Origin of the sequence: Lysinibacillus sp. NPDC056220, from assembly GCF_049315265.1 — a bacterium.
In the GTDB taxonomy this organism is placed as follows: Bacteria; Bacillota; Bacilli; order Bacillales_A; family Planococcaceae; genus Lysinibacillus; species Lysinibacillus pinottii.
This window is the reverse complement of record NZ_JBMOXD010000002.1, coordinates 821138-841643: the sequence shown is the minus strand read 5'-3', so window position 1 is coordinate 841643 and position 20506 is coordinate 821138. Positions and strand designations below refer to the sequence as shown.

The 20506-nt window shown below is 38.4% G+C and carries 21 protein-coding genes and 1 pseudogene; 8 read left to right on the top strand and 14 right to left on the bottom strand.

Features of this window, described 5'->3' with window-relative positions; all coding sequences use genetic code 11:
* Nucleotides 1-345 precede the first annotated feature (345 nt).
* The 3 genes and pseudogenes from ACOZBY_RS09175 to ACOZBY_RS09165 form a co-directional block, all read right to left on the bottom strand.
* Nucleotides 346-595, bottom strand: a pseudogene (locus tag ACOZBY_RS09175) (TRIC cation channel family protein); the annotation flags it as partial.
* Between the two features lie 781 nt (nt 596-1376).
* Nucleotides 1377-2108 carry a hypothetical protein gene (locus tag ACOZBY_RS09170; RefSeq protein WP_012294873.1) on the bottom strand — a complete coding sequence of 244 codons (732 nt, stop codon included), beginning with the start codon at nt 2106-2108 and terminating at the stop codon, nt 1377-1379.
* A gap of 781 nt (nt 2109-2889) precedes the next feature.
* A complete protein-coding gene (locus tag ACOZBY_RS09165) occupies nt 2890-3810 on the bottom strand; it encodes a helix-turn-helix transcriptional regulator (RefSeq protein ID WP_036161993.1) in 921 nt (306 codons plus the stop codon).
* Between the two features lie 158 nt (nt 3811-3968).
* Here ACOZBY_RS09165 and modA point away from each other — a divergent pair, with 158 nt between their 5' ends.
* Both modA and modB read left to right on the top strand, forming a co-directional pair.
* Nucleotides 3969-4751 (top strand): molybdate ABC transporter substrate-binding protein, encoded by a 783-nt coding sequence (modA, locus tag ACOZBY_RS09160; protein WP_031416164.1) that lies wholly within the window; start codon nt 3969-3971, stop codon nt 4749-4751.
* 3 nt (nt 4752-4754) lie between these two features.
* Complete coding sequence (gene modB / locus ACOZBY_RS09155) at nt 4755-5411, top strand: molybdate ABC transporter permease subunit (RefSeq protein ID WP_012294876.1); 657 nt, start codon at nt 4755-4757, stop codon at nt 5409-5411.
* A gap of 37 nt (nt 5412-5448) precedes the next feature.
* Here modB and moaD read toward each other — a convergent pair whose 3' ends face one another.
* From moaD to ACOZBY_RS09130, 5 genes are read right to left on the bottom strand one after another with little or no spacing between them, the layout of a single operon-like run.
* A complete protein-coding gene (gene moaD / locus ACOZBY_RS09150; RefSeq protein WP_012294877.1) occupies nt 5449-5682 on the bottom strand; it encodes a molybdopterin converting factor subunit 1 in 234 nt (77 codons plus the stop codon).
* Nucleotides 5675-6154 carry a molybdenum cofactor biosynthesis protein MoaE gene (locus ACOZBY_RS09145; RefSeq protein ID WP_031416166.1) on the bottom strand — a complete coding sequence of 160 codons (480 nt, stop codon included), beginning with the start codon at nt 6152-6154 and terminating at the stop codon, nt 5675-5677. Before ACOZBY_RS09145 ends, moaD begins: the two co-directional genes overlap by 8 nt.
* Nucleotides 6151-6675 (bottom strand): molybdopterin-guanine dinucleotide biosynthesis protein B, encoded by a 525-nt coding sequence (gene mobB / locus ACOZBY_RS09140; protein ID WP_012294879.1) that lies wholly within the window; start codon nt 6673-6675, stop codon nt 6151-6153. The genes ACOZBY_RS09145 and mobB overlap by 4 nt, the downstream gene beginning before the upstream one ends.
* On the bottom strand, nt 6639-7925 hold the full coding sequence (gene glp, locus ACOZBY_RS09135; RefSeq protein ID WP_031416169.1) for a gephyrin-like molybdotransferase Glp: 1287 nt from the start codon (nt 7923-7925) through the stop codon (nt 6639-6641). Before glp ends, mobB begins: the two co-directional genes overlap by 37 nt.
* Before the next feature lie 16 nt (nt 7926-7941).
* Nucleotides 7942-8958: a thiazole biosynthesis adenylyltransferase ThiF gene (locus tag ACOZBY_RS09130; RefSeq protein WP_031416171.1), complete on the bottom strand. Its 1017-nt coding sequence runs from the start codon at nt 8956-8958 to the stop codon at nt 7942-7944.
* Nucleotides 8959-9133: 175 nt separating this feature from the next.
* On the opposite strand from ACOZBY_RS09130, the gene ACOZBY_RS09125 reads away from it, so the two are divergent.
* From ACOZBY_RS09125 to moaC, 3 genes are read left to right on the top strand one after another with little or no spacing between them, the layout of a single operon-like run.
* Entirely contained in the window at nt 9134-9628 is a 495-nt protein-coding gene (locus ACOZBY_RS09125) for a MogA/MoaB family molybdenum cofactor biosynthesis protein (protein WP_031416173.1), read from the top strand.
* Nucleotides 9625-10215, top strand: coding sequence for a molybdenum cofactor guanylyltransferase (locus ACOZBY_RS09120; RefSeq protein ID WP_031416174.1), 591 nt, complete (start codon nt 9625-9627; stop codon nt 10213-10215). Before ACOZBY_RS09125 ends, ACOZBY_RS09120 begins: the two co-directional genes overlap by 4 nt.
* Complete coding sequence (moaC, locus tag ACOZBY_RS09115; RefSeq protein ID WP_012294884.1) at nt 10208-10690, top strand: cyclic pyranopterin monophosphate synthase MoaC; 483 nt, start codon at nt 10208-10210, stop codon at nt 10688-10690. Before ACOZBY_RS09120 ends, moaC begins: the two co-directional genes overlap by 8 nt.
* A 45-nt stretch (nt 10691-10735) precedes the next feature.
* Here the strand turns inward: moaC and moaA are convergent, their stop codons facing one another.
* Genes moaA through ACOZBY_RS09100 form a run of 3 tightly spaced genes read right to left on the bottom strand, consistent with a single transcriptional unit; the run spans nt 10736 to nt 12932 of the window.
* Nucleotides 10736-11752: a GTP 3',8-cyclase MoaA gene (gene moaA, locus ACOZBY_RS09110; RefSeq protein ID WP_036163988.1), complete on the bottom strand. Its 1017-nt coding sequence runs from the start codon at nt 11750-11752 to the stop codon at nt 10736-10738.
* Nucleotides 11753-12571 (bottom strand): formate dehydrogenase accessory sulfurtransferase FdhD, encoded by an 819-nt coding sequence (fdhD, locus tag ACOZBY_RS09105; RefSeq protein ID WP_031416178.1) that lies wholly within the window; start codon nt 12569-12571, stop codon nt 11753-11755.
* A 13-nt stretch (nt 12572-12584) separates the two neighbouring features.
* Entirely contained in the window at nt 12585-12932 is a 348-nt protein-coding gene (locus ACOZBY_RS09100) for a DUF2294 domain-containing protein (RefSeq protein ID WP_031416179.1), read from the bottom strand.
* Between the two features lie 583 nt (nt 12933-13515).
* Here ACOZBY_RS09100 and fdhF point away from each other — a divergent pair.
* The 3 genes from fdhF to ACOZBY_RS09085 are packed head-to-tail and all read left to right on the top strand — an operon-like array spanning nt 13516 to nt 17994.
* Nucleotides 13516-16452 (top strand): formate dehydrogenase subunit alpha, encoded by a 2937-nt coding sequence (gene fdhF, locus ACOZBY_RS09095; RefSeq protein ID WP_036216709.1) that lies wholly within the window; start codon nt 13516-13518, stop codon nt 16450-16452.
* A gap of 4 nt (nt 16453-16456) precedes the next feature.
* Nucleotides 16457-16936: a DUF1641 domain-containing protein gene (locus ACOZBY_RS09090; protein WP_031416181.1), complete on the top strand. Its 480-nt coding sequence runs from the start codon at nt 16457-16459 to the stop codon at nt 16934-16936.
* Nucleotides 16937-16947: 11 nt separating this feature from the next.
* The gene (locus tag ACOZBY_RS09085) at nt 16948-17994 is read left to right on the top strand and encodes an Mrp/NBP35 family ATP-binding protein (RefSeq protein WP_012294890.1); all 1047 of its coding nucleotides are present in this window, start codon (nt 16948-16950) and stop codon (nt 17992-17994) included.
* A 128-nt stretch (nt 17995-18122) separates the two neighbouring features.
* Here the strand turns inward: ACOZBY_RS09085 and ACOZBY_RS09080 are convergent, their stop codons facing one another.
* The 3 genes from ACOZBY_RS09080 to ACOZBY_RS09070 all read right to left on the bottom strand — a co-directional run bounded on the left by ACOZBY_RS09080 (nt 18123) and on the right by ACOZBY_RS09070 (nt 20506).
* Nucleotides 18123-18410, bottom strand: coding sequence for a hypothetical protein (locus tag ACOZBY_RS09080; protein WP_281487082.1), 288 nt, complete (start codon nt 18408-18410; stop codon nt 18123-18125).
* A gap of 126 nt (nt 18411-18536) precedes the next feature.
* Nucleotides 18537-19649 (bottom strand): PA2928 family protein, encoded by a 1113-nt coding sequence (locus ACOZBY_RS09075; protein ID WP_036162004.1) that lies wholly within the window; start codon nt 19647-19649, stop codon nt 18537-18539.
* Nucleotides 19650-19675: 26 nt separating this feature from the next.
* Nucleotides 19676-20506 carry a CbrC family protein gene (locus tag ACOZBY_RS09070; RefSeq protein WP_012294893.1) on the bottom strand — a complete coding sequence of 277 codons (831 nt, stop codon included), beginning with the start codon at nt 20504-20506 and terminating at the stop codon, nt 19676-19678.

Below are 20506 nucleotides of genomic sequence, written 5' to 3'. Positions count from 1 at the left end.
TAAATAACCTACCATAATTTATAAAAAATACCAATTCAGTTATATTTACCATTCATTACTCTTAGTCTACGAGTATTTCCATAGAGTCATGTTAAAACTCTAAAAAATCACAAAAAAAAAGGATTCTACTCATATAGAATTCCTTTTAAAACAAAATTGTACTATGTTGAAAGTGATAAGCATGTTTGTTTATTGGACAAATATTCGAATGTTCGATGACTAAAATCAATTACCAATCCAACTCCAGCAGAGAAGTATCCTTGATGATGAAAAACAACATCATAAATTAAAAGTTTACACCTCCCTTCTTAAAACCATTTGTACTAGATGCAGCAAACCATTCTTTCATTTAAAGCCACAAGAAAATTTAGGCTCATGCAAAAATGTCCAAGGAAGCTTCCATTTATTATTCACAAATAACATCGGAGGACCACAATCAAGATAACAATAGCTGACAATTCAAACGGGCTTTCCACCCTACCCAGATGGAAAGCCCACAAAAAAATGTCAAAACAGCATGGATTTCTTCTCTTAGTGCGAGCGGCGTTCTACCTGCTAACAAATTTCGGATCATGCCACCACCAACACCGGTAAAACGTGGAAGCTAGAATAAGAGAATATAAAAACGCTTGATAACATTTTATTTTTCTATTCAATTGTCATCCATTTTAAAGCGTATAAATTTAGTTTTGAATAGAGATTGATTAAAAATGATAGACGAGTTGTTTTCTCACAAATAACAACAACTATTTTTATTCCAAATAAGCACCCACAGTTTGCCAATGTGGAACATAAATAGTGTGAGGAAATGAGTAAAAAGAATTGAAAGTATTGTGCTTTACCATGCAGAAGAGTTTGAAACCAATAAAATATCCAACAGAAGAAAGACCTGCTATTCTACTGGATCCAAATAATTCTAACAATCGAGAAAGGTATGAAAATGCTGAAGATTATGTTGGGTAAAATTTCAAGGGCTTATCGTGAAAGTGACGAAGGAATAGATAGAAAATAGCCATTATTAGTGGTTCATAGTTAGTTTGCGAAATACATAAACTTGTACCACTTCTATTTAGAATACAAATTACTTTTTCAAGGTATAGAAATATCCCCTTTCGGTAGAATGTTATCTACAGCGTACTGTAGTTTTAAAACATTTACTACTTAAAAGGGGATACTGAATACTGTTACTCTTTACATTTTGGTATTGTCTTTTGGGGTGAATAATTTATATATAATTATTATACCGCTAAAAACGATAATTAATGAATAAATTAAGTAAAAAATATCTTTTTCAACACCTATTTTATTCATGAAATAAATGTATATAAATACCCAGAAAAGGATTACTAACGTTCTCGTCAGAATCTACCTCCTATTTAAAACTCATAAATCTCAATCCAACCATTATTAGGTTTAGAGTCTTTACTATCTAAATATTCTGCGATTTTAGCCCCTATATCACTATAGTCTAAAGCGATGGCTACTGCTGCACCTACAAAAATAGCAAGCTTAGGAGCTCCCCATTCTGTAAGTTTACTTGTAACTGTCTTAGTGAAGATTCTTTGTGCCTCTTTTTTACCTTTAGCGACAATAAAACCTTGAATTGCACCAACTCCACCACCAACAGCAACACCAATCGCCACATTTAAAATAGAGCCTGCTAAATTAGTGCCAATTTTAATATCTGGAATCCAGTCCCAACCCATTGTTGAAATGTCATTATTTATTAGCGTCTTATTTTCAAGAACATTAGCCGCATAATTTAAATCTCCTGCATGACCTGAAGATTCATCGAAAAAATCTGTTAATACTTGCTTGTACAGTTCAGGATTAGCTTGTCCATGTTTTCCTACTTCCTCGTTCACTAATTCGTCAAATAATTTCTTTTCTTCCACTGTCATTTCATGTACAGATGGCAAAGAGTCGATTTCTTTTTCTAAATCAAAATCTGTAAAATCTATCCTATCATTTTGTTGTATATTTTCTAATACTAAAGTATTTTGTGTAACTTGAATAGTATCATTTTCATTAGCGAAAGTAATATTACCTGGAATAGTATATCCTAATAATACTGCACCAACAATAAACGTTATAATATGTTTTTTCATACATCCCAATCCCCTTTTAATTTAATTTAATTTAATTTGAAAATTGTACTTTGTTATAAATCAAATCTGTTCCATCTAAAATTTGTGAAACAATCATCCCTCGAATAATTTTCTAAAGATTAAAAATTTTATAATTAATTAGTATGCACTAATTAATTACGTACGGTTTATTTACCCTCCTTTCCTCAATCTCAAATTAATAATAATCCAGAAGTTTAATGTAGAACTCACGAAATCTAACACTCTTGTCTCACCCCCCTAATCTTTATATTTCTGCTTCATTTTGTTGTAAAATATTTACATGGTTAATATAACCAATTAAATAGTACCATTGTTAAACTTATTTGTAAATATATAGGATATTTAAAGATCGATTTTGAGGAATAAAACATATGCTAGGTGATCGAAAAGTTTGGAAAGTGTAGATTTAAAATAAAGTTGCGATATTTATAAAAAGTATAAAAGAATACTTGGCCTGTAAGGTACAAATGCGCCGCTAATAGCGTAGGCAATACTACCAATAATGTGTAATACTGTCCATGTCACGTTATCCAACTCCTTTTTATAAACGAAAAAAGGCCCGCCATCAAATAGTTGCGCGTTATTACGCAAACTATTTGATGGCGGGCTAATATCTTAGCAGTTGTTTTACCTACTAAATTATCCATCTCACCAATTCTACATTCAAAATTTCATAGATGTTCTGCAATGTTTAGATAACACAACAACCATAAAATTTCCAAAAATTATAAATCCTTTTATTTTAGAAATACAGTTTGAATTACAGTGTTTCATAGATAACCTGTCCCATTTGGGAGACATCATAATCTCCTAATGCGATCACTTCGGATTGGAAGTCTGTTGATGTCAAAATTCCCTTTACCGCTTCAATTAACCGTTGATTGTCAGGTGTTTTTAATAGCACAATATCATAGCGCTCTCTCATAACAGGAATAAAATCAACGTTGACAAGCTTGGCGGTTTTCTCAATCCCTATCCCAACATCTGCATGCCCATTTGCTACAGCTGATGCGACATCGAGATGGCTCATCTCTTCTTTGTCATACCCATTAATTGTAGACGGAGCTATGTGATGAATACGCAATTGTTCATCTAATAAGGTGCGTGTACCTGAGCCTTTCTCACGATTGATGAATGTAAATGACTTTGTTTGAAAATCCTCAAATGAATGGATCTGTAACGGATTACCCTTTTGAACATAGAAACCCGCCCTACGTGATATCACATTGATGAGAACAAAAGGAAGGCTCACAAAAATCTTTTTTACATAAGGTGTATTGTAATCCCCTGTATCCCCATCAAACATATGTAAACTCGCAATGTCACAGTCTCCATGGTACAACGCCATGACCCCATTAAAACTACCCTCATGTGAACGTAATACTTTTATTAATTGCCTTTTCTCTAGATATTTTGCCATTAAATCCAATACGAAATCTTGCCCACTAATAATAATTTTTGAATGATTTTTAGGTGAAATAGCCACGGGTGACATAGCAGGAGTGGTACCTGTCTTCCGTTTTTGTATATAGCCTTGTAAATCAGTACGGTCCACCCGCATTTGGCGTCCTACTCGGAAAACGGGCAAATCCCCTTTTTTCACTAAATCATAGACCGTTAATTTCGATACCTTTAATAATTGTGCAACCTCTTCAATTGTATAGGATTGTTCTTGTGACATCTCTTTCCCCTCCTATAAGCCTCTTCTTACATGGTAACTTATTTGTTTACATGTGAACATCTTGAAATTTTCTACCAATTCCAGGTTTCTTTTTCACTTATAACTTATTATAATTAGTTATGTCTTGTTATAACGAGTTATAAAAGGAGAAAAACGAAGTGAAAAAATTTTATCGTTTCTTTGCATCCATGCTTCTAGTTGGCCTATTAGCTGCTTGTGGTAATGAAGATAAAGATCCGCACGTAAATGAGCCGATTGAATTAACCATTTCTGCGGCTGCTAGTTTACAAGATGCCTTAGAAGAACTAAAAACAACTTATGAAAAAGAACACAATACCATTAAAATCCTCTATAACTTTGGTGGTTCTGGTGCATTGCAGCAACAAATTTTACAAGGGGCCCCTGCAGATCTTTTCTTTTCGGCAGCCGAGGATAAATTCGATGCTCTTGTAAAAAACGAGATTATTGATCCAAAATTGGGGATGGATCTTTTAGCAAATGAATTAGTATTAATTGTTCCAAAAAATAATGAAAAACAAATCCAATCCTTTGAAGATTTAAAACAAGCAGGGAAAATTGCACTTGGTACACCTGAAACAGTCCCTGCTGGACAATATGGGGTGGAAACGTTAAAAAATAGCCAACTATGGGAGTCACTTGAGTCCAAGGTAGTGTATACAAAAGATGTACGTCAAGTCCTTACTTATAGTGAAACAGAAAATGTAGATGCAGGAATTGTTTATAAAACAGATGCTCTTGTATCTACTAAGGTCGAAGTTGTTGCAACTGCAGATGAACATACACACACGCCGATTATCTATCCGGTTGGAGTCATAAAAAATAGTAAGTATGTACAAGAGGCTGAAGATTTTTATCACTTCTTACAAAGTGATGAGGCGATGGATGTCTTTAAAAAGTATGGGTTTAAAGGAGCACAATAAAGGATGGGTACCGATTTTTGGTCTCCTCTTAGGCTTTCGATAGAAATTGCCTTTGTTGCGGGTATCATTGCTATATTGACAGGTATTTTAATGGGTAAATGGATGGCGACACATCACTTTAAGGGGAAGCTATTACTGGAAACGTTATTGCTAATGCCCCTAGTATTACCTCCGACTGTAGTAGGTTTCCTGCTTATCGTTCTATTTGGGAAGAATAGTATATTAGGGAATCTGATTATCTGGCTTTTTGATCAGCCTGTCATGTTTACTTGGTGGGCCGCCGTCATCGCCTCAACCATTGTTGCCTTTCCATTAATGTATCAATCCGCCAAAACGGGCTTTGCCTCGATTGATCGAGATATCGAACATGCAGCACGTGTAGATGGGGCTAACGAATGGCAAGTCTTTATGTTCGTTTCCATTCCATTGGCACTAAAGGCTCTTGTTTCGGGAGCAATATTGAGCTTTACTCGTGCATTAGGTGAGTTTGGGGCTACGCTGATGTTTGCGGGTAATATTCCAGGGAAAACACAAACAACCCCTTTAGCGATTTATATGGCCATCGATTCGGGGAACATGACCCTTGCCTGGACATGGGTCTTGTGCATGATCACTATTTCATTTCTGATGCTTCTTAGCATTCATGTCCTAAAAGTATAAAAGAGGTAGCTAGTTTAAACTAGCTGCCTCTTTTTCGTCATCCCCCACTAATAGGTGGAATAAAGGCGATTGTGTCGCCCGATTTAACAATGGTAGTATCCGTTGCAAATTCCTCATTAATGGCTGTCATCATCTGCTGTAATGTCAATTGAGGATAGTGCTGTTCCATCCACTCTTTCACTTGAGCAACTGTCACATTTGACAGATCTACTGATAGCTGTGACGCACCAACCACCTCTTGTAAATGAGCGAATAATAAGATGTTAATCACAATTTCCCTCCTCATCTATCGCTGGTTTTCCTTCAGGATATGGGACATTTTCTAATTGATCTCCCATCCATTGCGTACCATCTTCCCAATGTTCTTTTTTCCAAATAGGCACAATCTGCTTAATGCGGTCAATTGCATATTCATTTGCCAAATAGGCTACTTTTCGATGTGGGGATGATACGGCAATGACTACGGCAATATCTGTAATATCCAATCGCCCTACACGATGTGTAATCGCTATTTCTGCTTCCGGCCATAGCTGTTTTAGTTCTTGTGCAATTTGCTCAAACATTTTAATTGCCATAGCCGGGTATGCTTGATATTCCAAATACAATGTTTTCTTCCCTTGGGTGATTTCACGTACAGTTCCGATGAATAGCGTTATCGCACCAGCGTTTCGACTTAGTACCTTGTGCCTTACTTCTTCCACATCAATTGGCTTATCAATAATTTCAAACATTGCTGTCGTCATAGTTTTCCCCTCATTTCATTCAACAAAAACTCCATATATTCTGTATCTTCATAAATAGAAAAGGCTGGGCTCGGTAAATTCTGATCAATTGGATAGCTTGGCCAATATATGACACAAAGGATATTAGAAATTTGTTGTAGTAACACACGGTCCTGTGCTGTTCGTAGTAACACGACTTTTGGGTAATGTTCTCTCTTATATCCCTCAATCAAAATAATATCCATTGAAAGGGTAGCATAAATCGTAAGTATATCCGCAAGCCGCCAGCTATGTTGGTGAATACTTAAACGTAATGTTCCGCCCCCCTCCACTGCTGAAACACGGGCACCTGCCTGTTCGTGTCGATTACTATCCTTTGAAAGATTTTCTACCGGCGCCCCACCATGCCCATGGTGTTTAATGGTCCCTACACGCAGCCCTTCTTTCGTGGCGTGCGTGATCAATTGCTCCATTAAAGTCGTTTTTCCGCTATTTTGATAGCCAACTATCTGTATGATTTTTCGATGTTGTTCCAAGGCCACTCACTTCCTTGCAAATCTTCTAGCAATAAAACTGCTACTTGCATGTTTTTTTCATAGCCGCGAGAGCCACCAGGTAAGACGATAAAAGCATTAGCTGACGCTAATGAAGAAACAGCGCTCGATTTATCAAAACCAGATGGTACAGCCATTAGTTGACCATTTTCATAGTATACTAGAGCTCTTACAAAGCGAGTAAATGGATTGGGCTTTGTAAAATCTGCCCCTAAAATAGCCTGCTCTCTGCGGACATGCGGTTGTTGATTGCCAAATGCTGTGCGAATAATGGGACGTACAAATAGCTCAAAACCAACATAGCATGCTGAAGGATTACCAGAAAGTCCAAATAATAATTGATTATCACGAGCAGCAACCGTTGTCACACTCCCTGGACGCATCGCCACTTTATTAAATAATACCTTTGCGTCAATAGCTTTGTAGATAGCTGGTAAGTAATCATAGTCTCCAACGGAAACGCCTCCCGTTGTCAATAAAATATCGACTTCCTGTAATGCTTTTTCAACAATATGAATACATAAATCAAGATCATCGCTAAATTTGCCAAAGTATCGAACCTCTGCACCTGTTCGTTCGATTTGTGCCATGATCATATAAGCATTGCTATTTCGAATTTTTCCTGGCTGTAAAGATTCCTCTGGCTCTAGTAACTCACTGCCAGTAGCAATGACACCCACCACCAATTTACGATATACAGGCACTTCCGCATAGCCAAATGTAGCTAGTAATGCCATAATGCCGGGGTTAATATATTGTCCTCTTTCAACGAGAACAGTATGTTGCTGCACATCTTCACCTTTATAGGAAATATTAGTGCCAGCTACATACGCCCGTTTAATCGACATACATGTTTGCTGATTTTCTTCAAATGTTTGGGTTAATTCTAGCATTACAACTGCATCACAACCTTTTGGTATTGGCGCACCCGTCATAATGCGTACGGCTTGCCGATATCCGACTACGTCCTCGTAAACAAAGCCTGCTCCAATTTCTCCAACGACTTGAAATATGACTGGCTGTGCTGAGGACGCTTCCTGACTATCAATAGAACGAATAGCATAGCCATCATAAGGGGATCGATCAAAGGCTGGTACATCATGATCGGCGACAATATCCTCCGCAATAAAGCGACCATATGCTTGCGATAATGGCACAAACTCCTTTTTGGCTTGAAAAGCATATTCCATTACACGATGTACAGCTTCCGACACTGGAATTGGTTGTCTCTTTTCCAACATTTAGCACACTCCTTTATCCTAATAAACGATAGTAAATGGTTTTTGCTTTTTGTATCTCCTGAATTCCATGAATCACTACGCGCCCATCCTGAAAAATGACAATGCGATATTCTTCTGTTTGGCAAGAAAGCAAATAAGGATTCATGTGAATATCCCCATAGGGACGAAGTTGGTCTGCCAACTGCTCTAAATTATAGTGAGCCGGATTTGGCGGTCGGATTTGTACAGCATCACGACCACAAAGCACCTCTAGTTTTGTTTGATTTTCATAAGCTAAAGATGGATATGTAGGGTGGTGACCACAGGTTGGACAATCATCCTGACGTATTTTATCTACGTTGATTTCATAATGTTGATTTTGCCAAACATCAAACGTCAAATAGCTTTTTCGTAAGGCCTTGTCATCGCCAACTAGCAATTTTAACACCTCTGCTACTTGATATGCCGCTACTATTTGGACAGGAGGACTAATAATTCCTACTGTATCACAGGTCATCCCTGTTTGAGGCATGACCTTCAGCAAACAGCGTAAACATGGTGTTTTCCCTGGCACAATCGTATAGGTAGCCCCATAACTACTCACACAAGAGCCGTACACCCATGGAATACGATGCTGTTGTGCAAGATCGTTCATCAGAAAGCGGACATCAAAATTATCAGTGGCGTCTACGATGACATCTATATCGTCTAGCAACGGTAGCAATGATTCTGTGCAGGCTTCCATAATGGCGACATGAATGGCGACCTCTGTGTTAATTTGTTGTAGTCGATTTTTGGCTGCGATCACTTTTGGCAATTTCTCTTGTGCGTCTTGCTCAGTATATAATTGCTGTCTTTGCAAATTACTCCATTCCACATAATCTCGATCAATCAGCGTCAATTTTCCAACACCTGCCCGCACGAGTGCTTCTGCGCTAGCACTGCCCAAGGCACCAACCCCTACGATTAGGACATGTTTTTGTTTCATTGCCTGCTGCCCTGCTTGTCCAATAGGGCTAAATAATTGTTGTCTCGAATATCTATTATTCATGAGCATTTTGCCTTTCTTTCTATGAATTTTCGTTTGACCTTTTCATTGATAGCATTATAATAAAGTGAAACTTACTTAGAAATTTTTTTCTATTTCGTGCTCATTCTTCACTTCATGAATGGAGCATTTTTTATTAAAAAACTCCCATAACGCAAGAAAAGGAGGTCGTTCTACCTTGCATCCTACACATCTTCAACAACCCATCCATGCTGCCATTTTAACCGTGAGTGATACACGGACAAAGGCAGAGGATTTAGCTGGTCAGCGCATTCATTCTTTACTTTTGGAGGCTACTTTTGAAGTAGTGGACTACCAAATAACAAGGGATGAACCGCTCGATATCTCAGAACATATTCATACATGGTGTAATCATGCCAACATCAATGCTATTATCGTCACTGGTGGAACTGGTTTTACACCAAGAGACCAAACCTACGACACCATTTTGCCTCTTTTTGAAAAAGAAATGATGGGGTTCGGAGAATTATTTCGAACGTTAAGCTATGAGGAAATTGGCCCCAAAGCTATGTTTAGTCGTGCCACAGCAGGTAGTCGCCATCAAACAGCTATCTATGTTTTACCAGGTTCTACTAACGCTGTGACATTGGCCATGACCAAGCTTATTTTACCAACCATACAACATTTCGTTGGAGAATTGAATCGCCTATGAAAGTTGCTGGTGTTGTCTTAGCTGGTGGTCAATCCTCTCGATATGGTCAACCGAAAATGTTTGAGACGTTTGCAGGACTACCCTTATATAAGCACAGCCTCAATGCCCTCCAAGAAAATCAATTAAATCCTTTGGTGATTGCTACAAACGCTAGCCTGCAACCTAGGTTTGCATCTGAGAATGTGCAATGGATCATTGAACAGCAGCCGCATCAAGGGCCACTTTTTGCCCTTCATCAAATTCTAGCGTCTTTTCCTGACATTGAATGGTTTTTTGTCGTCGCCAGTGATATGCCCTATATGAACGCAGCGTTTATTGAAGAGCTGCTAGGCTATATAAATGATTCTTATGATGCGATTGTTCCTAAACAAAATTTACACTATCAGCCATTAGCGGCCCTATATCGCCACACGGCATTACCCATGGCGAAACAATTGACGGAACAAAACAAACGGAGTATGAAAGTGCTTTTAGATCAACTTCGTGTATGTTATGTTCCTTTTAAGGAGAACTGTCCAACATTTATTAATATCAACGCTCAACATGATTGGCTACAAACAGTGACAAAGGAGTCTAACAATGAATAATTTTTCCCACTGGAACGAAGCAGGTCGTCCTAAAATGGTCGACATTTCTGAAAAAGAAATAACAACGCGTACAGCCATAGCACGCAGTACCATTACATTATCCAATGAGGTCTATCAGGCCATCCAACAAGGTGGTATAAAGAAAGGTGATCCTACACAAGTCGCTCAAATCGCAGGGATTATGGGCGCTAAAAAAACAGCTGATATCATCCCTATGTGCCACCCTATTATGCTACAGGGCACAGATCTGCAATTTGACTATGAGAAAATCGATAATGGTTATGCGCTACACATTCAAGCTACTGTCAAATGCAATGGAAAAACGGGTGTCGAAATGGAGGCCCTTACAGCTGTCTCCATTGCCGCCCTCACCTTTTACGACATGTGTAAGGCGGTTGATAAAACGATGGTCATTAAAGAAACCTATCTTGTAGAAAAAACAGGCGGCAAAAGCGGTACCTTTACGCATAAATAAACAGAAAAAATTCGGCATCTTGCCGATTTTTTTCTGTTTTTATGTTTACCCTCCGATATGGGACATTTCAACTTTAGCCTTTTTCCTATTTGCTATCGTCTGTTCGTTCCGCTCGTCTGAATAGCGATCATTTCTTTCTGTCCAGACACTCTTTATACAATTAAGAATTGCTGTATCATCTTGGCCAGATCTTAATAGCTCTCTTAAATCCGTCCCCTCTGTAGCAAACAAACAAGTATATAATTTACCCTCTGCTGAGAGGCGTGCACGTGAGCAAGACGTGCAAAAAGAATCTGTGACTGATGATATAATACCAATCTCCCCTTGATTATCCTTGTATTGGTAACGAGTCGCCACTTCCCCTAGATAATTAGGAGCAATCGGTCGCAGCGGTGAATGCTGATGGATTTGCTCAACGATGTCTTTTTTGGCCAACACATCATCCATGCGCCAACCATTCGAATTTCCAACATCCATATACTCAATAAAGCGTAAAATATGTTGTTTTTCTTTAAAAAATCGTGCCATTTCTATAACATCTTGGTCATTTTTTCCCTTTTGAACGACCATATTAATCTTTACTTGTAAACCGGCTTCCGCTGCCTTTTCAATACCCTCTAACACAGTTGACACCTTCCCGCGATGTCCGTTCATCTCAAAAAAACGCTCGTCGTTTAGTGAATCTAAACTAATTGAAACGCGGGATAAGCCTGCTTGTGCCAATGGCTGTGCATATTTTTTTAATAAAGTGCCATTTGTTGTTAAAGCGATATCTTCTACACCTTCTAGGCGATGAATTCGGGCAATTAATTCCGTTAAATCGCGGCGTAATAAAGGCTCCCCACCTGTAATGCGGACCTTTTTGACACCTAGTGAGACGAATATTTTGACTACTCTTTCAATCTCATCGAAGTTTAAAATTTTATCAGATGATAAAAATGCATAATCAGGACCAAACACTTCAGCTGGCATACAATATCGACAGCGAAAGTTGCAGCGATCTGTCACGGATATTCTTAAATCTCTTAACGGTCTTTGTAGTTGGTCTTGTAGATCCGTCATTTAATCTCCTTCTTTCCGTACATTCTGAGCTGGTATGATGATGCGTTGTGGATGTGTATAAATATTCAATGTTTGTTGTCGAATAAAGCCTACCGTCGTAATACCAAGCTGCTCGGCCAATTGCAAGGCTAATTCGGTTGGTGCCGATTTGGACAATACTATTTCACAGCCTATTTTGGATACTTTTAGTAAAATCTCTGATGATATTCGTCCACTAAAAACAATAATTTTATCTTGTATACTAATATTATGACGTAAACAATAGCCGTAAATTTTATCTAAAGCATTATGGCGACCAATATCCATGCGACTTAAAACAATGCCATTGACATCGCAAAGCGCTGCATTATGCACACCACCTGTTTTTTTAAATATATCAGCAGTATCCTGCATGGCATGCATTAAGCGAAAGCAATCCGCAGCAGTAATTTGCACATGAATATCTTCCATTTTTTTTGCTACTAAAGCATCGTTTGTAAAAACAAAGCCTTGTCGACTCATTCCACAACAAGATGTTATATAGCGTTTGTTTTGTGTTTGCTGATAATAAGGATTGACATGCTTTGTTTTAATGTGCACAAAGCCTTCTTGTTCTTGATGCCAAATGTCCTCAATATCCTCGTAACTACGGATCACCCGTTCGGACGCTAAATAACCGATAACCATATCCTCGACATACTCCGGCGTACAAACCATCGTGACAAATTCTTGTTGATTAATTTTCACGGTCACAGCATATTCTGAGACAATTAAATCATCCATTTCCTTCGCTTGCTGCCCTTCAACTCGCACAATCTTCCTCGTAACGGCTCTCTCCATAAGGCATCCTCCTTTATTCACTTATAGGTTTTTCAAAAACAAAGACGGAAATCGCAAAATCCTCTTCAATTTTAATATCTGAAAATAAGTGGAGTAATTTACTGCCCATTAATTCTTCCATGCCTTCCGGTGGGGATTGTGCATATAAATCTTGAATCATGCTCGTCCTTGCGGCATGAACCATTTTTAATCCTTCGGGTGAACCCGCAATAAATTTTTCAGTTGGAGTGATATTCCCATATAAAGTGGAGACAGCCATATTTTCAACAAAAACCGTATGAATACGTTCTGGTCCTTTACCAAAAACTTCTTTTCGTAATTTACGAATCATATCGTTAAATTCATGAACTTTTTTAGACATAGTAACGATTCTCCCATCATCATTATACTTTTTTAGGCAATCACTATGGGGGTCACCCTTACAGTTTGTTAATCATATAGTAACTTTTAAAAAAATAAAAGAGAAAATATTTTTGATAATTATTCTCATGTAAAAATATTGATAATTCATATTGTTCCTTTTGCAGGAAAGGGCTATAATAATAGCACAAATGGAATTTATGTATTTTGATCCCTATGTCTTCCTCTACTTAGAAGTCGCATAGTGTTTATAAATATTTGAATTCTATGATGACCTAAAAATAAAAGTTGATTGAGTTTTTAGCAAGGCCTGCTAAGAATTTTATCCACCATGAATGTATTAGCATGTCTTAGACGTGCCATTTCATGGTGGATTTTTTTTATTTTTTAACCCGAGACATGGATAACTTGTTATGTTCTAACAATTACTCTATTTTGAGGTAGCTTCACGTCGATTTGGGAATTACAATGATAACAAGACAATCTTTTCATCATTTTTGGAAAGCTCTTATTGTAATTCCCTTTTGTCTTAAGCCGTAACAGGTTGTCCGAGTAGTCTCATAGTGTAAAAGGAGGAAATTACCTTGACTCAAATTCATATTAATGGCGTAACGTACGATGTAAAAGAAGGCGCTACAATCCTTGATACCATTAATCAACATGACATCCCTCATCCACAGATTTGTCATGTACCTACCGTCGATCCAATCGAAACGTGTGATACATGTATCGTTGAGGTAAACGGCCAATTAGTTCGATCATGCTCAACAAAAGCAGTCGATGGCATGAATGTATTATTAACCTCTGACAAAGCAAAAACGGCGCAAACAGAAGCGATGGATCGTCTTCTTGAAAATCATTTATTGTACTGTACAGTTTGTGATAATAATAATGGGAATTGTACGTTACACAACACAGCCGAGTTAATGGAAATCGAACATCAAAAGTATCCATACAAACCAAAAGTGGAGCCACATGAAGTGGACATGTCACACCCATTTTACCGCTATGATCCAAATCAATGTATCGCATGTGGACAATGTGTAGAGGTCTGTCAAAGTTTACAGGTGAATGAAACACTATCTTTGGATTGGGAAGCAGAAAGACCTCGCGTAATTTGGGATACCGGCGTTGCGATTAATGATTCTTCCTGTGTCAGCTGCGGTCAATGTGTAACCGTTTGCCCATGTAATGCGTTAATGGAAAAATCCATGCTTGGAGAGGCTGGATTTATGACTGGTCTTAAACAGGATATGTTAGATCCAATGATTAGCTTGATAAAAGAAGTAGAACCCGGCTATAGTGGTATCTTTGCTGTTTCTGAAGTGGAAGCAGCGATGCGTAGTAAACGGACGAAAAAGACAAAAACAGTCTGTACATTCTGTGGTGTAGGCTGCTCATTCGAAGTGTGGACAAAAGATCGTAAAATTTTAAAAGTACAACCTTCCGATGGTCCTGTAAATGCCATTTCTACTTGTGTCAAAGGGAAATTCGGTTGGGACTTCATCAACTCTGAAGAACGTATTACAAAGCCATTAATTCGTAAAGATGATGCCTTTGTGGAATCTTCTTGGGATGAAGCACTTGATTTAATTGCCGCTAAACTGGGGGGGATTCAACAACAATATGGCCCTGGTTCTGTGGGCTTTATCTCTTCTTCTAAAATTACAAACGAGGAAAATTACTTAATTCAAAAAATGGCACGCCAATTGTTTGAGACAAATGATGTAGATAATTGCTCCCGTTATTGCCAATCACCGGCAACGGACGGTTTATTACGCACAGTAGGTATGGGTGGGGATGCAGGAACCATCAAAGATATTGCCAATGCTGGTCTTGTCATTATTATCGGGGCTAACCCAGCTGAAGGTCATCCTGTTTTGGCCACTCGGGTCAAACGTGCCCATAAATTACATGGTCAGAAACTAATTGTTGCCGATATACGTAAACATGAAATGGCTGAGCGTTCTGACATATTCATGCGTCCGAAACAAGGTACGGACCAAGTATGGTTAATGGCAGTAACCAAGTATATGATGGATCAGGGTTGGCATGATGAAGCCTTCATTCAGAAAAATGTCCTACACTTGGATGAGTTCAAACAAGTTCTTGAAAAATACACACTTGATTATGCACAAGAAATGACTGGTATCTCAAAAGAAACCTTAATTCAGGTGGCAGAAATGATTCGCGAGGCAGACGGGACTTGCGTTCTTTGGGGTATGGGTGTCACACAAAATACAGGTGGTTCATATACGTCAGCTGCCATTTCTAATTTACTTTTAGCAACTGGTAACTACCGTCGTCCAGGTGCAGGTGCCTACCCTCTTCGCGGCCATAATAATGTTCAAGGCGCTTGTGATATGGGTACACTACCGAATCTATTGCCAGGCTATCAAAAAGTAACAGATGATGAAGCGCGAGCTAAATTTGAAAAAGCATACGGTGTTAATATTCAACCACAACCAGGTCGTAATAATATGCAAATGTTAGATGCGATTATGGAAGGTAAAATGAAAGCAATGTATTTGGTAGGTGAAGATATGGCACTTGTCGACTGTAATGCTAACCATGTAGATGAAGTTCTATCCCAATTAGACTTCTTTGTGGTCCAAGATTGTTTCCTATCACGTACGGCACAATATGCGGATGTTATTTTACCAGCTGCTCCTTCCCTCGAAAAAGAAGGTACATTCACTAATACAGAACGTCGCGTTCAACGACTGTATCAGGTTTTACCGACGCTGGGAGAGTCAAAGGCAGATTGGGAAATCCTGCAAGCAGTCGCTTGTCGTCTAGGTGCTGACTGGCATTACAATCATCCAAGCGATATATTCGATGAAATGGCTAGCCTATCTCCCCTTTTCTCACAAGCAAACTACGATGTACTGGAAGGCTGGGGTAGCTTCTGCTGGGGTAGTCATGATGGGAAAGATACACCTTTACTCTATGAGGACGGATTTAACTTCCCTGATAAAAAGGCACGCTTTGCATTAAATGACTGGGTGGAACCAGTTGAATTTGAGGCACAGTATGATTGCCATATTAATAACGGACGTATGCTTGAACACTTCCATGAAGGCAACTTAACGAATAAATCAAAGGGTATACAATCAAAAGTTCCTGAGATTTTCGTAGAAGTATCACCAGAATTAGCGAAAGAACGAGGCATTGAGGATGGAGCCCTACTACGCTTAGTATCGCCATATGGTGCATTAAAGCTAAATGCTCTTGTCACAGATCGTGTACAAGGTAACGAGTTATTCTTACCAATGAACTCTGTTAGCAAGGATTCAGCTATTAATTTCTTAACAGGTCCAGCCGCAGATGTGAATACGTCAACACCTGCTTATAAACAAACGAAAGTCCGAGTAGAAGTGCTAAAAGCAAAAGGAAAATCACCACTTCCTCGAACAAACCCACGTTATAAAAAGCGCCATCCTCAAAATGGCGTCGAGGTACAACGGAAATGGAATCGTCCTGGCTACGTTCACTTAACAACTACTAATGAAAGAGAGTGAGAGCATGGCTGTCCCGATTACAAACATAAAAAAGCAACCATTTACGGAAGAACAACTAAAAGAACAAAAAATAGACAATCTAAAACAATTACTTTCTGAACATGAAGAAGCAGTTCAGCAAGTATTTACCATTATGTCAGAATTAAATGATATTGGTGCATTAGAAGCCGCTACTAAGTTACTTGAAGCGAAAGAGGATGTGGCTCATATAGCACTTGGACAATTAACACGAAAGCCTGTGACGAATATTATTAATAATTTGATGGGTGTTGCAGGAGCCTTGACAGAGCTAAATCCTGAAACAACAGCAAAACTTATTGAAGGCTTACATGCTGGAGTGGACGAAGCCAATAAAGCTCTAGAGACTGATGAAAAAGTGAGTGCTTTTAAGCTAGTTAAAATGTTAAATGATCCAGATGTTAATCGTGCACTCAATTTTGGTGTCCATTTCTTAAAAGGACTTGGCAAAGGCTTGAAAGATTAGGTGGTGCCTTCATGTTAACGAAAGAAAATATACTAAACACCTTGAAACAGGTAGAAGATCCAGAGCTTCACCAAAGTATCATAGACTTAAATATGGTGCGAAATATTCAAATCAACGGTACACAAGTATCGCTTGATATCATTTTGACTATTCCTGGCTGCCCTTTAAAGGCAAAAATCCAACAGGATGTGGAGGAGGCGTTAAAAACGCTCGGTGTCTCCCCTGTTGTCATTAGCTTTGGGGCAATGACCGAACTGGAACGTCGCACCTTAACTGCCTCTCTACAAGCGGAAAAGGTGACAGACACAGGTATGCCCAAAATGCTGTTGCCCCATTCTGGCGTTCAATTTATCGCAGTAACTAGTGGTAAAGGTGGTGTTGGTAAGTCTACCGTAACCATCAACCTAGCTGTTGCTCTTGCCCGTCTTGGAAAACGTGTCGGTATTTTAGATGCAGATATTTACGGCTTCAGTATACCTACGATGATGAATGTTGACCAAAAACCAACCATGCTGGACCAAACTGCAATTCCTGTGATGGTTCATGGTGTTAAAATCATGTCGATGGGCTTTTTTACACATGACAATCAGCCTGTCATGTGGCGTGGGCCTATGCTTAACAAATGGATTCGAAATTTCCTAGTCAACACACATTGGGGAGATTTAGATTATCTCCTCATTGATTTGCCTCCAGGTACAGGTGATGTGGCAATTGATATGGCAGCGATGATCCCTCAAGCACAGGAGGTTATTGTTACAACCCCACATCTTGCTGCATCTCACGTTGCTTCCCGTGCAGGTTTAATGGCTCAACATACCAAACACACCATACTTGGCGTGGTCGAAAATATGGCCTATTTTGAAGGGGCAGATGGTCAAAAAAACTATCTTTTTGGACAAGGTGGGGCTGAGCAATTAGCCGAATTACTGAATACGAATGTTTTAGCACATATTCCTTTTGCTCAACCTGAAGAAAATACAGGCTCCTCCGTGTATGATGCAGATACAATTATTGGTGAAATTTTTACTCACCTAGCAGAGGATTTGCTCTATCAATAAAAAAATCCCTTGATTTGCATATACACAAATCAAGGGATTCTATTTATTCCCCGCTATTTTTTACAGCTCTGCCCAAATAATCACAAACGAACGTGATCTTTCGAGCATTCACCGTTTTTAATGGATTACTAATAGCCAGCCTTTTTTAATTCTTGCATGAAATAAAAACGATACGTATTGTGGACAAATGTATCTAATGGAAGCCCTACATTCACCTGATATTTTGTAAAAATAAAATAAAATCGTTTATCCCATTTTAAACGCAATAATTCTCCCGCTTCTTTACCATTCTTACATGTAAATTCCACAATTAAAGGTTCAATCATCCGAAAACAATATTTTTTTAAATGAGCGAGAGCTTCAATATCTTTATCCCTTTGAAAGCGTGTAATCCAATCTAATATTTGCTCGTTCATTATCTTGCTCCAATCTTATCATTCAGAGTTTCTTCCTATTAAATTATACTCTTATTTAGTAGAAGCGAAAAATACTTTCCCGAGCTTCATCATTTTTTGCCTCAAGTTATATCATCACACTGTCATTTACATTTCATCAACAGGACGATTCCAACGTAGGTGATATTGAACAACTTTATCCCTTGACTGTTTATCTAGGACTAAAAGCTGATCACCCGTCTGGATGATATAGCCCTTCTCTAGCGTTCTTACTTTAGGCTGCTGTTGATAGGAATTAATAGCACCAATCTTTTCTTCCCATAGCAATTGATGCTTTTTCATATCGTACAGCACAAGCATATGATCTGCACTCTCTCGCTGGGTCTGTCGATAGGAAAGGAGGGCAACGCTTTCCACAATATCTATAGCCATCACTTTTGGCTCTAAATTTTGATAATTTCGTATAGCAGGCTCTGACAACACTTGTTGACTAAAATCTTGAATCTCTTGATAATTCTCTAAAGGCTGCTGATGAGTAGCAAAATAACCTGGCAAATCCGATTCAATAAAAAAACGTGCAGATATATAATTTTCAGCTTTGGTATCTTTGTTTAAGGCCTTGCCATCATAATGATAAAAATGGCCATCGACACCTTCTAGATAAAGTTCGTTTTGTAACGCTATCATTTGTTGCGCACCACTGCTCAAAATATCTATTAAAGGCTGATGCTGTTGGCGAAATTCCTTTTCAGAAAGTATTTCTTTTCCCGTTTCTATATCTAAAAGTGACAATTGCCCATACTCCCCATCTCGATGGTGAACAAGTAAGCCACCCATAAAATTCCCAATCAGTGTTTCTTTATAAGAAGCAGATTTTGTCCATTGTTTTTCACCTGTCTCCAAATTCACAGCTACAATAAGATAGTGTGAAATCAAATGTGTAATGCCATTTGATGAACCATTATTTTCATAGCCCTGTACCATTTGTACAGCTATTTTTTGTGATTCATCTGTATAAATAGAGGAGTCCGATTTGATTGGAAAGCTTCGTCCTGCTAAACCAAAAACTATCATGAGTCCATTACTTACTACTAAATAAATGACGAGCAAGCTGATAGAAATAACTAGACGCTTCCGTTTAATAGCTATAAATACTAACAATAACAATCCCAGTCCAAAGATAATCCCTAAAAAAATATCGTGAACAAGCCAGCCATTGAAGCGCCAGGAATACATATACCGTTGAAGAAATTGTTCCACTTTACTACCTCCTCTACTAAACAACCTTAGCTAAAATCAGAATAAAGCACATAGCGATCACATTCCAGGCATTGAAATAAATACCCCTGATGATGACCATTGTTCATTAAGGAAGCAGAAACCTCTTCTAGCGAAAAGCCCGTATAATTGTCAAACTGATCGTCAATGCCTAGCTCCACCATATCACTCCAGCCAACATAGCCAATAAATGCACAATAATCTGAGCAATGGGCTACCCAATTATTCCCTTGCCAGCTCACATAGCCTGGCGTTCGATATAGCACTTCCTCCGCCAATCTAGGATTTGTAATATGTTCATCATGAATTAAATCTTGCTGGTAAGAGCCATCATATTTTTGCGCCGCTTCCCCACTATGGATACATGAAGGGCAAAGATAATCTACATCCTCTATCGCGTAAATACTGCCAGTATAATAGACATCCACTTCCTGTTGACAACAATCGCATACAACGATGTCATCTGTCTCAAAAATTTTCGCCTCTAATGGCTTTGGTAAATATTTAAACGTAGGGATGAACGTTTTAATAGGCCGTTGATCTCGTATTTTTTGTGGCATCAACGGAACCATTGAATTTGGTTGATTTATGTAGGTTTGTAGCGTTCCAAATTTTTTACGATCTTTTTTATCATTATTATTCATAATAGCAGTAAATAGTTGATAAGCTTCTGGATACATCCTTAGTAAACAATAGACCTCGACAAGTATTCTCAATGTTTCTTGCGTTTGTGGCTCATTCTTTAATTGCTCTTTAAAAATATGCATCCGGTTAACCGTGATTGGTTGAGAAGGATTGAAATTATTTCTAAGCTCTTGCCATTCTTCAGCAATTGTCAT

What these genes read in the sequence shown, in the direction of transcription:
- ACOZBY_RS09170 (WP_012294873.1), bottom strand. Translation starts at nt 2,108, where the DNA reads ATGAAAAAACATATTATAACGTTTATTGTTGGTGCAGTATTATTAGGA.
- ACOZBY_RS09165 (WP_036161993.1), bottom strand. Translation starts at nt 3,810, where the DNA reads ATGTCACAAGAACAATCCTATACAATTGAAGAGGTTGCACAATTATTA.
- modB (WP_012294876.1), top strand. Translation starts at nt 4,755, where the DNA reads ATGGGTACCGATTTTTGGTCTCCTCTTAGGCTTTCGATAGAAATTGCC.
- ACOZBY_RS09145 (WP_031416166.1), bottom strand. Translation starts at nt 6,154, where the DNA reads ATGACGACAGCAATGTTTGAAATTATTGATAAGCCAATTGATGTGGAA.
- ACOZBY_RS09130 (WP_031416171.1), bottom strand. Translation starts at nt 8,958, where the DNA reads ATGAATAATAGATATTCGAGACAACAATTATTTAGCCCTATTGGACAA.
- ACOZBY_RS09120 (WP_031416174.1), top strand. Translation starts at nt 9,625, where the DNA reads ATGAAAGTTGCTGGTGTTGTCTTAGCTGGTGGTCAATCCTCTCGATAT.
- moaC (WP_012294884.1), top strand. Translation starts at nt 10,208, where the DNA reads ATGAATAATTTTTCCCACTGGAACGAAGCAGGTCGTCCTAAAATGGTC.
- moaA (WP_036163988.1), bottom strand. Translation starts at nt 11,752, where the DNA reads ATGACGGATCTACAAGACCAACTACAAAGACCGTTAAGAGATTTAAGA.
- fdhD (WP_031416178.1), bottom strand. Translation starts at nt 12,571, where the DNA reads ATGGAGAGAGCCGTTACGAGGAAGATTGTGCGAGTTGAAGGGCAGCAA.
- ACOZBY_RS09100 (WP_031416179.1), bottom strand. Translation starts at nt 12,932, where the DNA reads ATGTCTAAAAAAGTTCATGAATTTAACGATATGATTCGTAAATTACGA.
- ACOZBY_RS09090 (WP_031416181.1), top strand. Translation starts at nt 16,457, where the DNA reads ATGGCTGTCCCGATTACAAACATAAAAAAGCAACCATTTACGGAAGAA.
- ACOZBY_RS09085 (WP_012294890.1), top strand. Translation starts at nt 16,948, where the DNA reads ATGTTAACGAAAGAAAATATACTAAACACCTTGAAACAGGTAGAAGAT.
- ACOZBY_RS09080 (WP_281487082.1), bottom strand. Translation starts at nt 18,410, where the DNA reads ATGAACGAGCAAATATTAGATTGGATTACACGCTTTCAAAGGGATAAA.
- ACOZBY_RS09070 (WP_012294893.1), bottom strand. Translation starts at nt 20,506, where the DNA reads ATGACAATTGCTGAAGAATGGCAAGAGCTTAGAAATAATTTCAATCCT.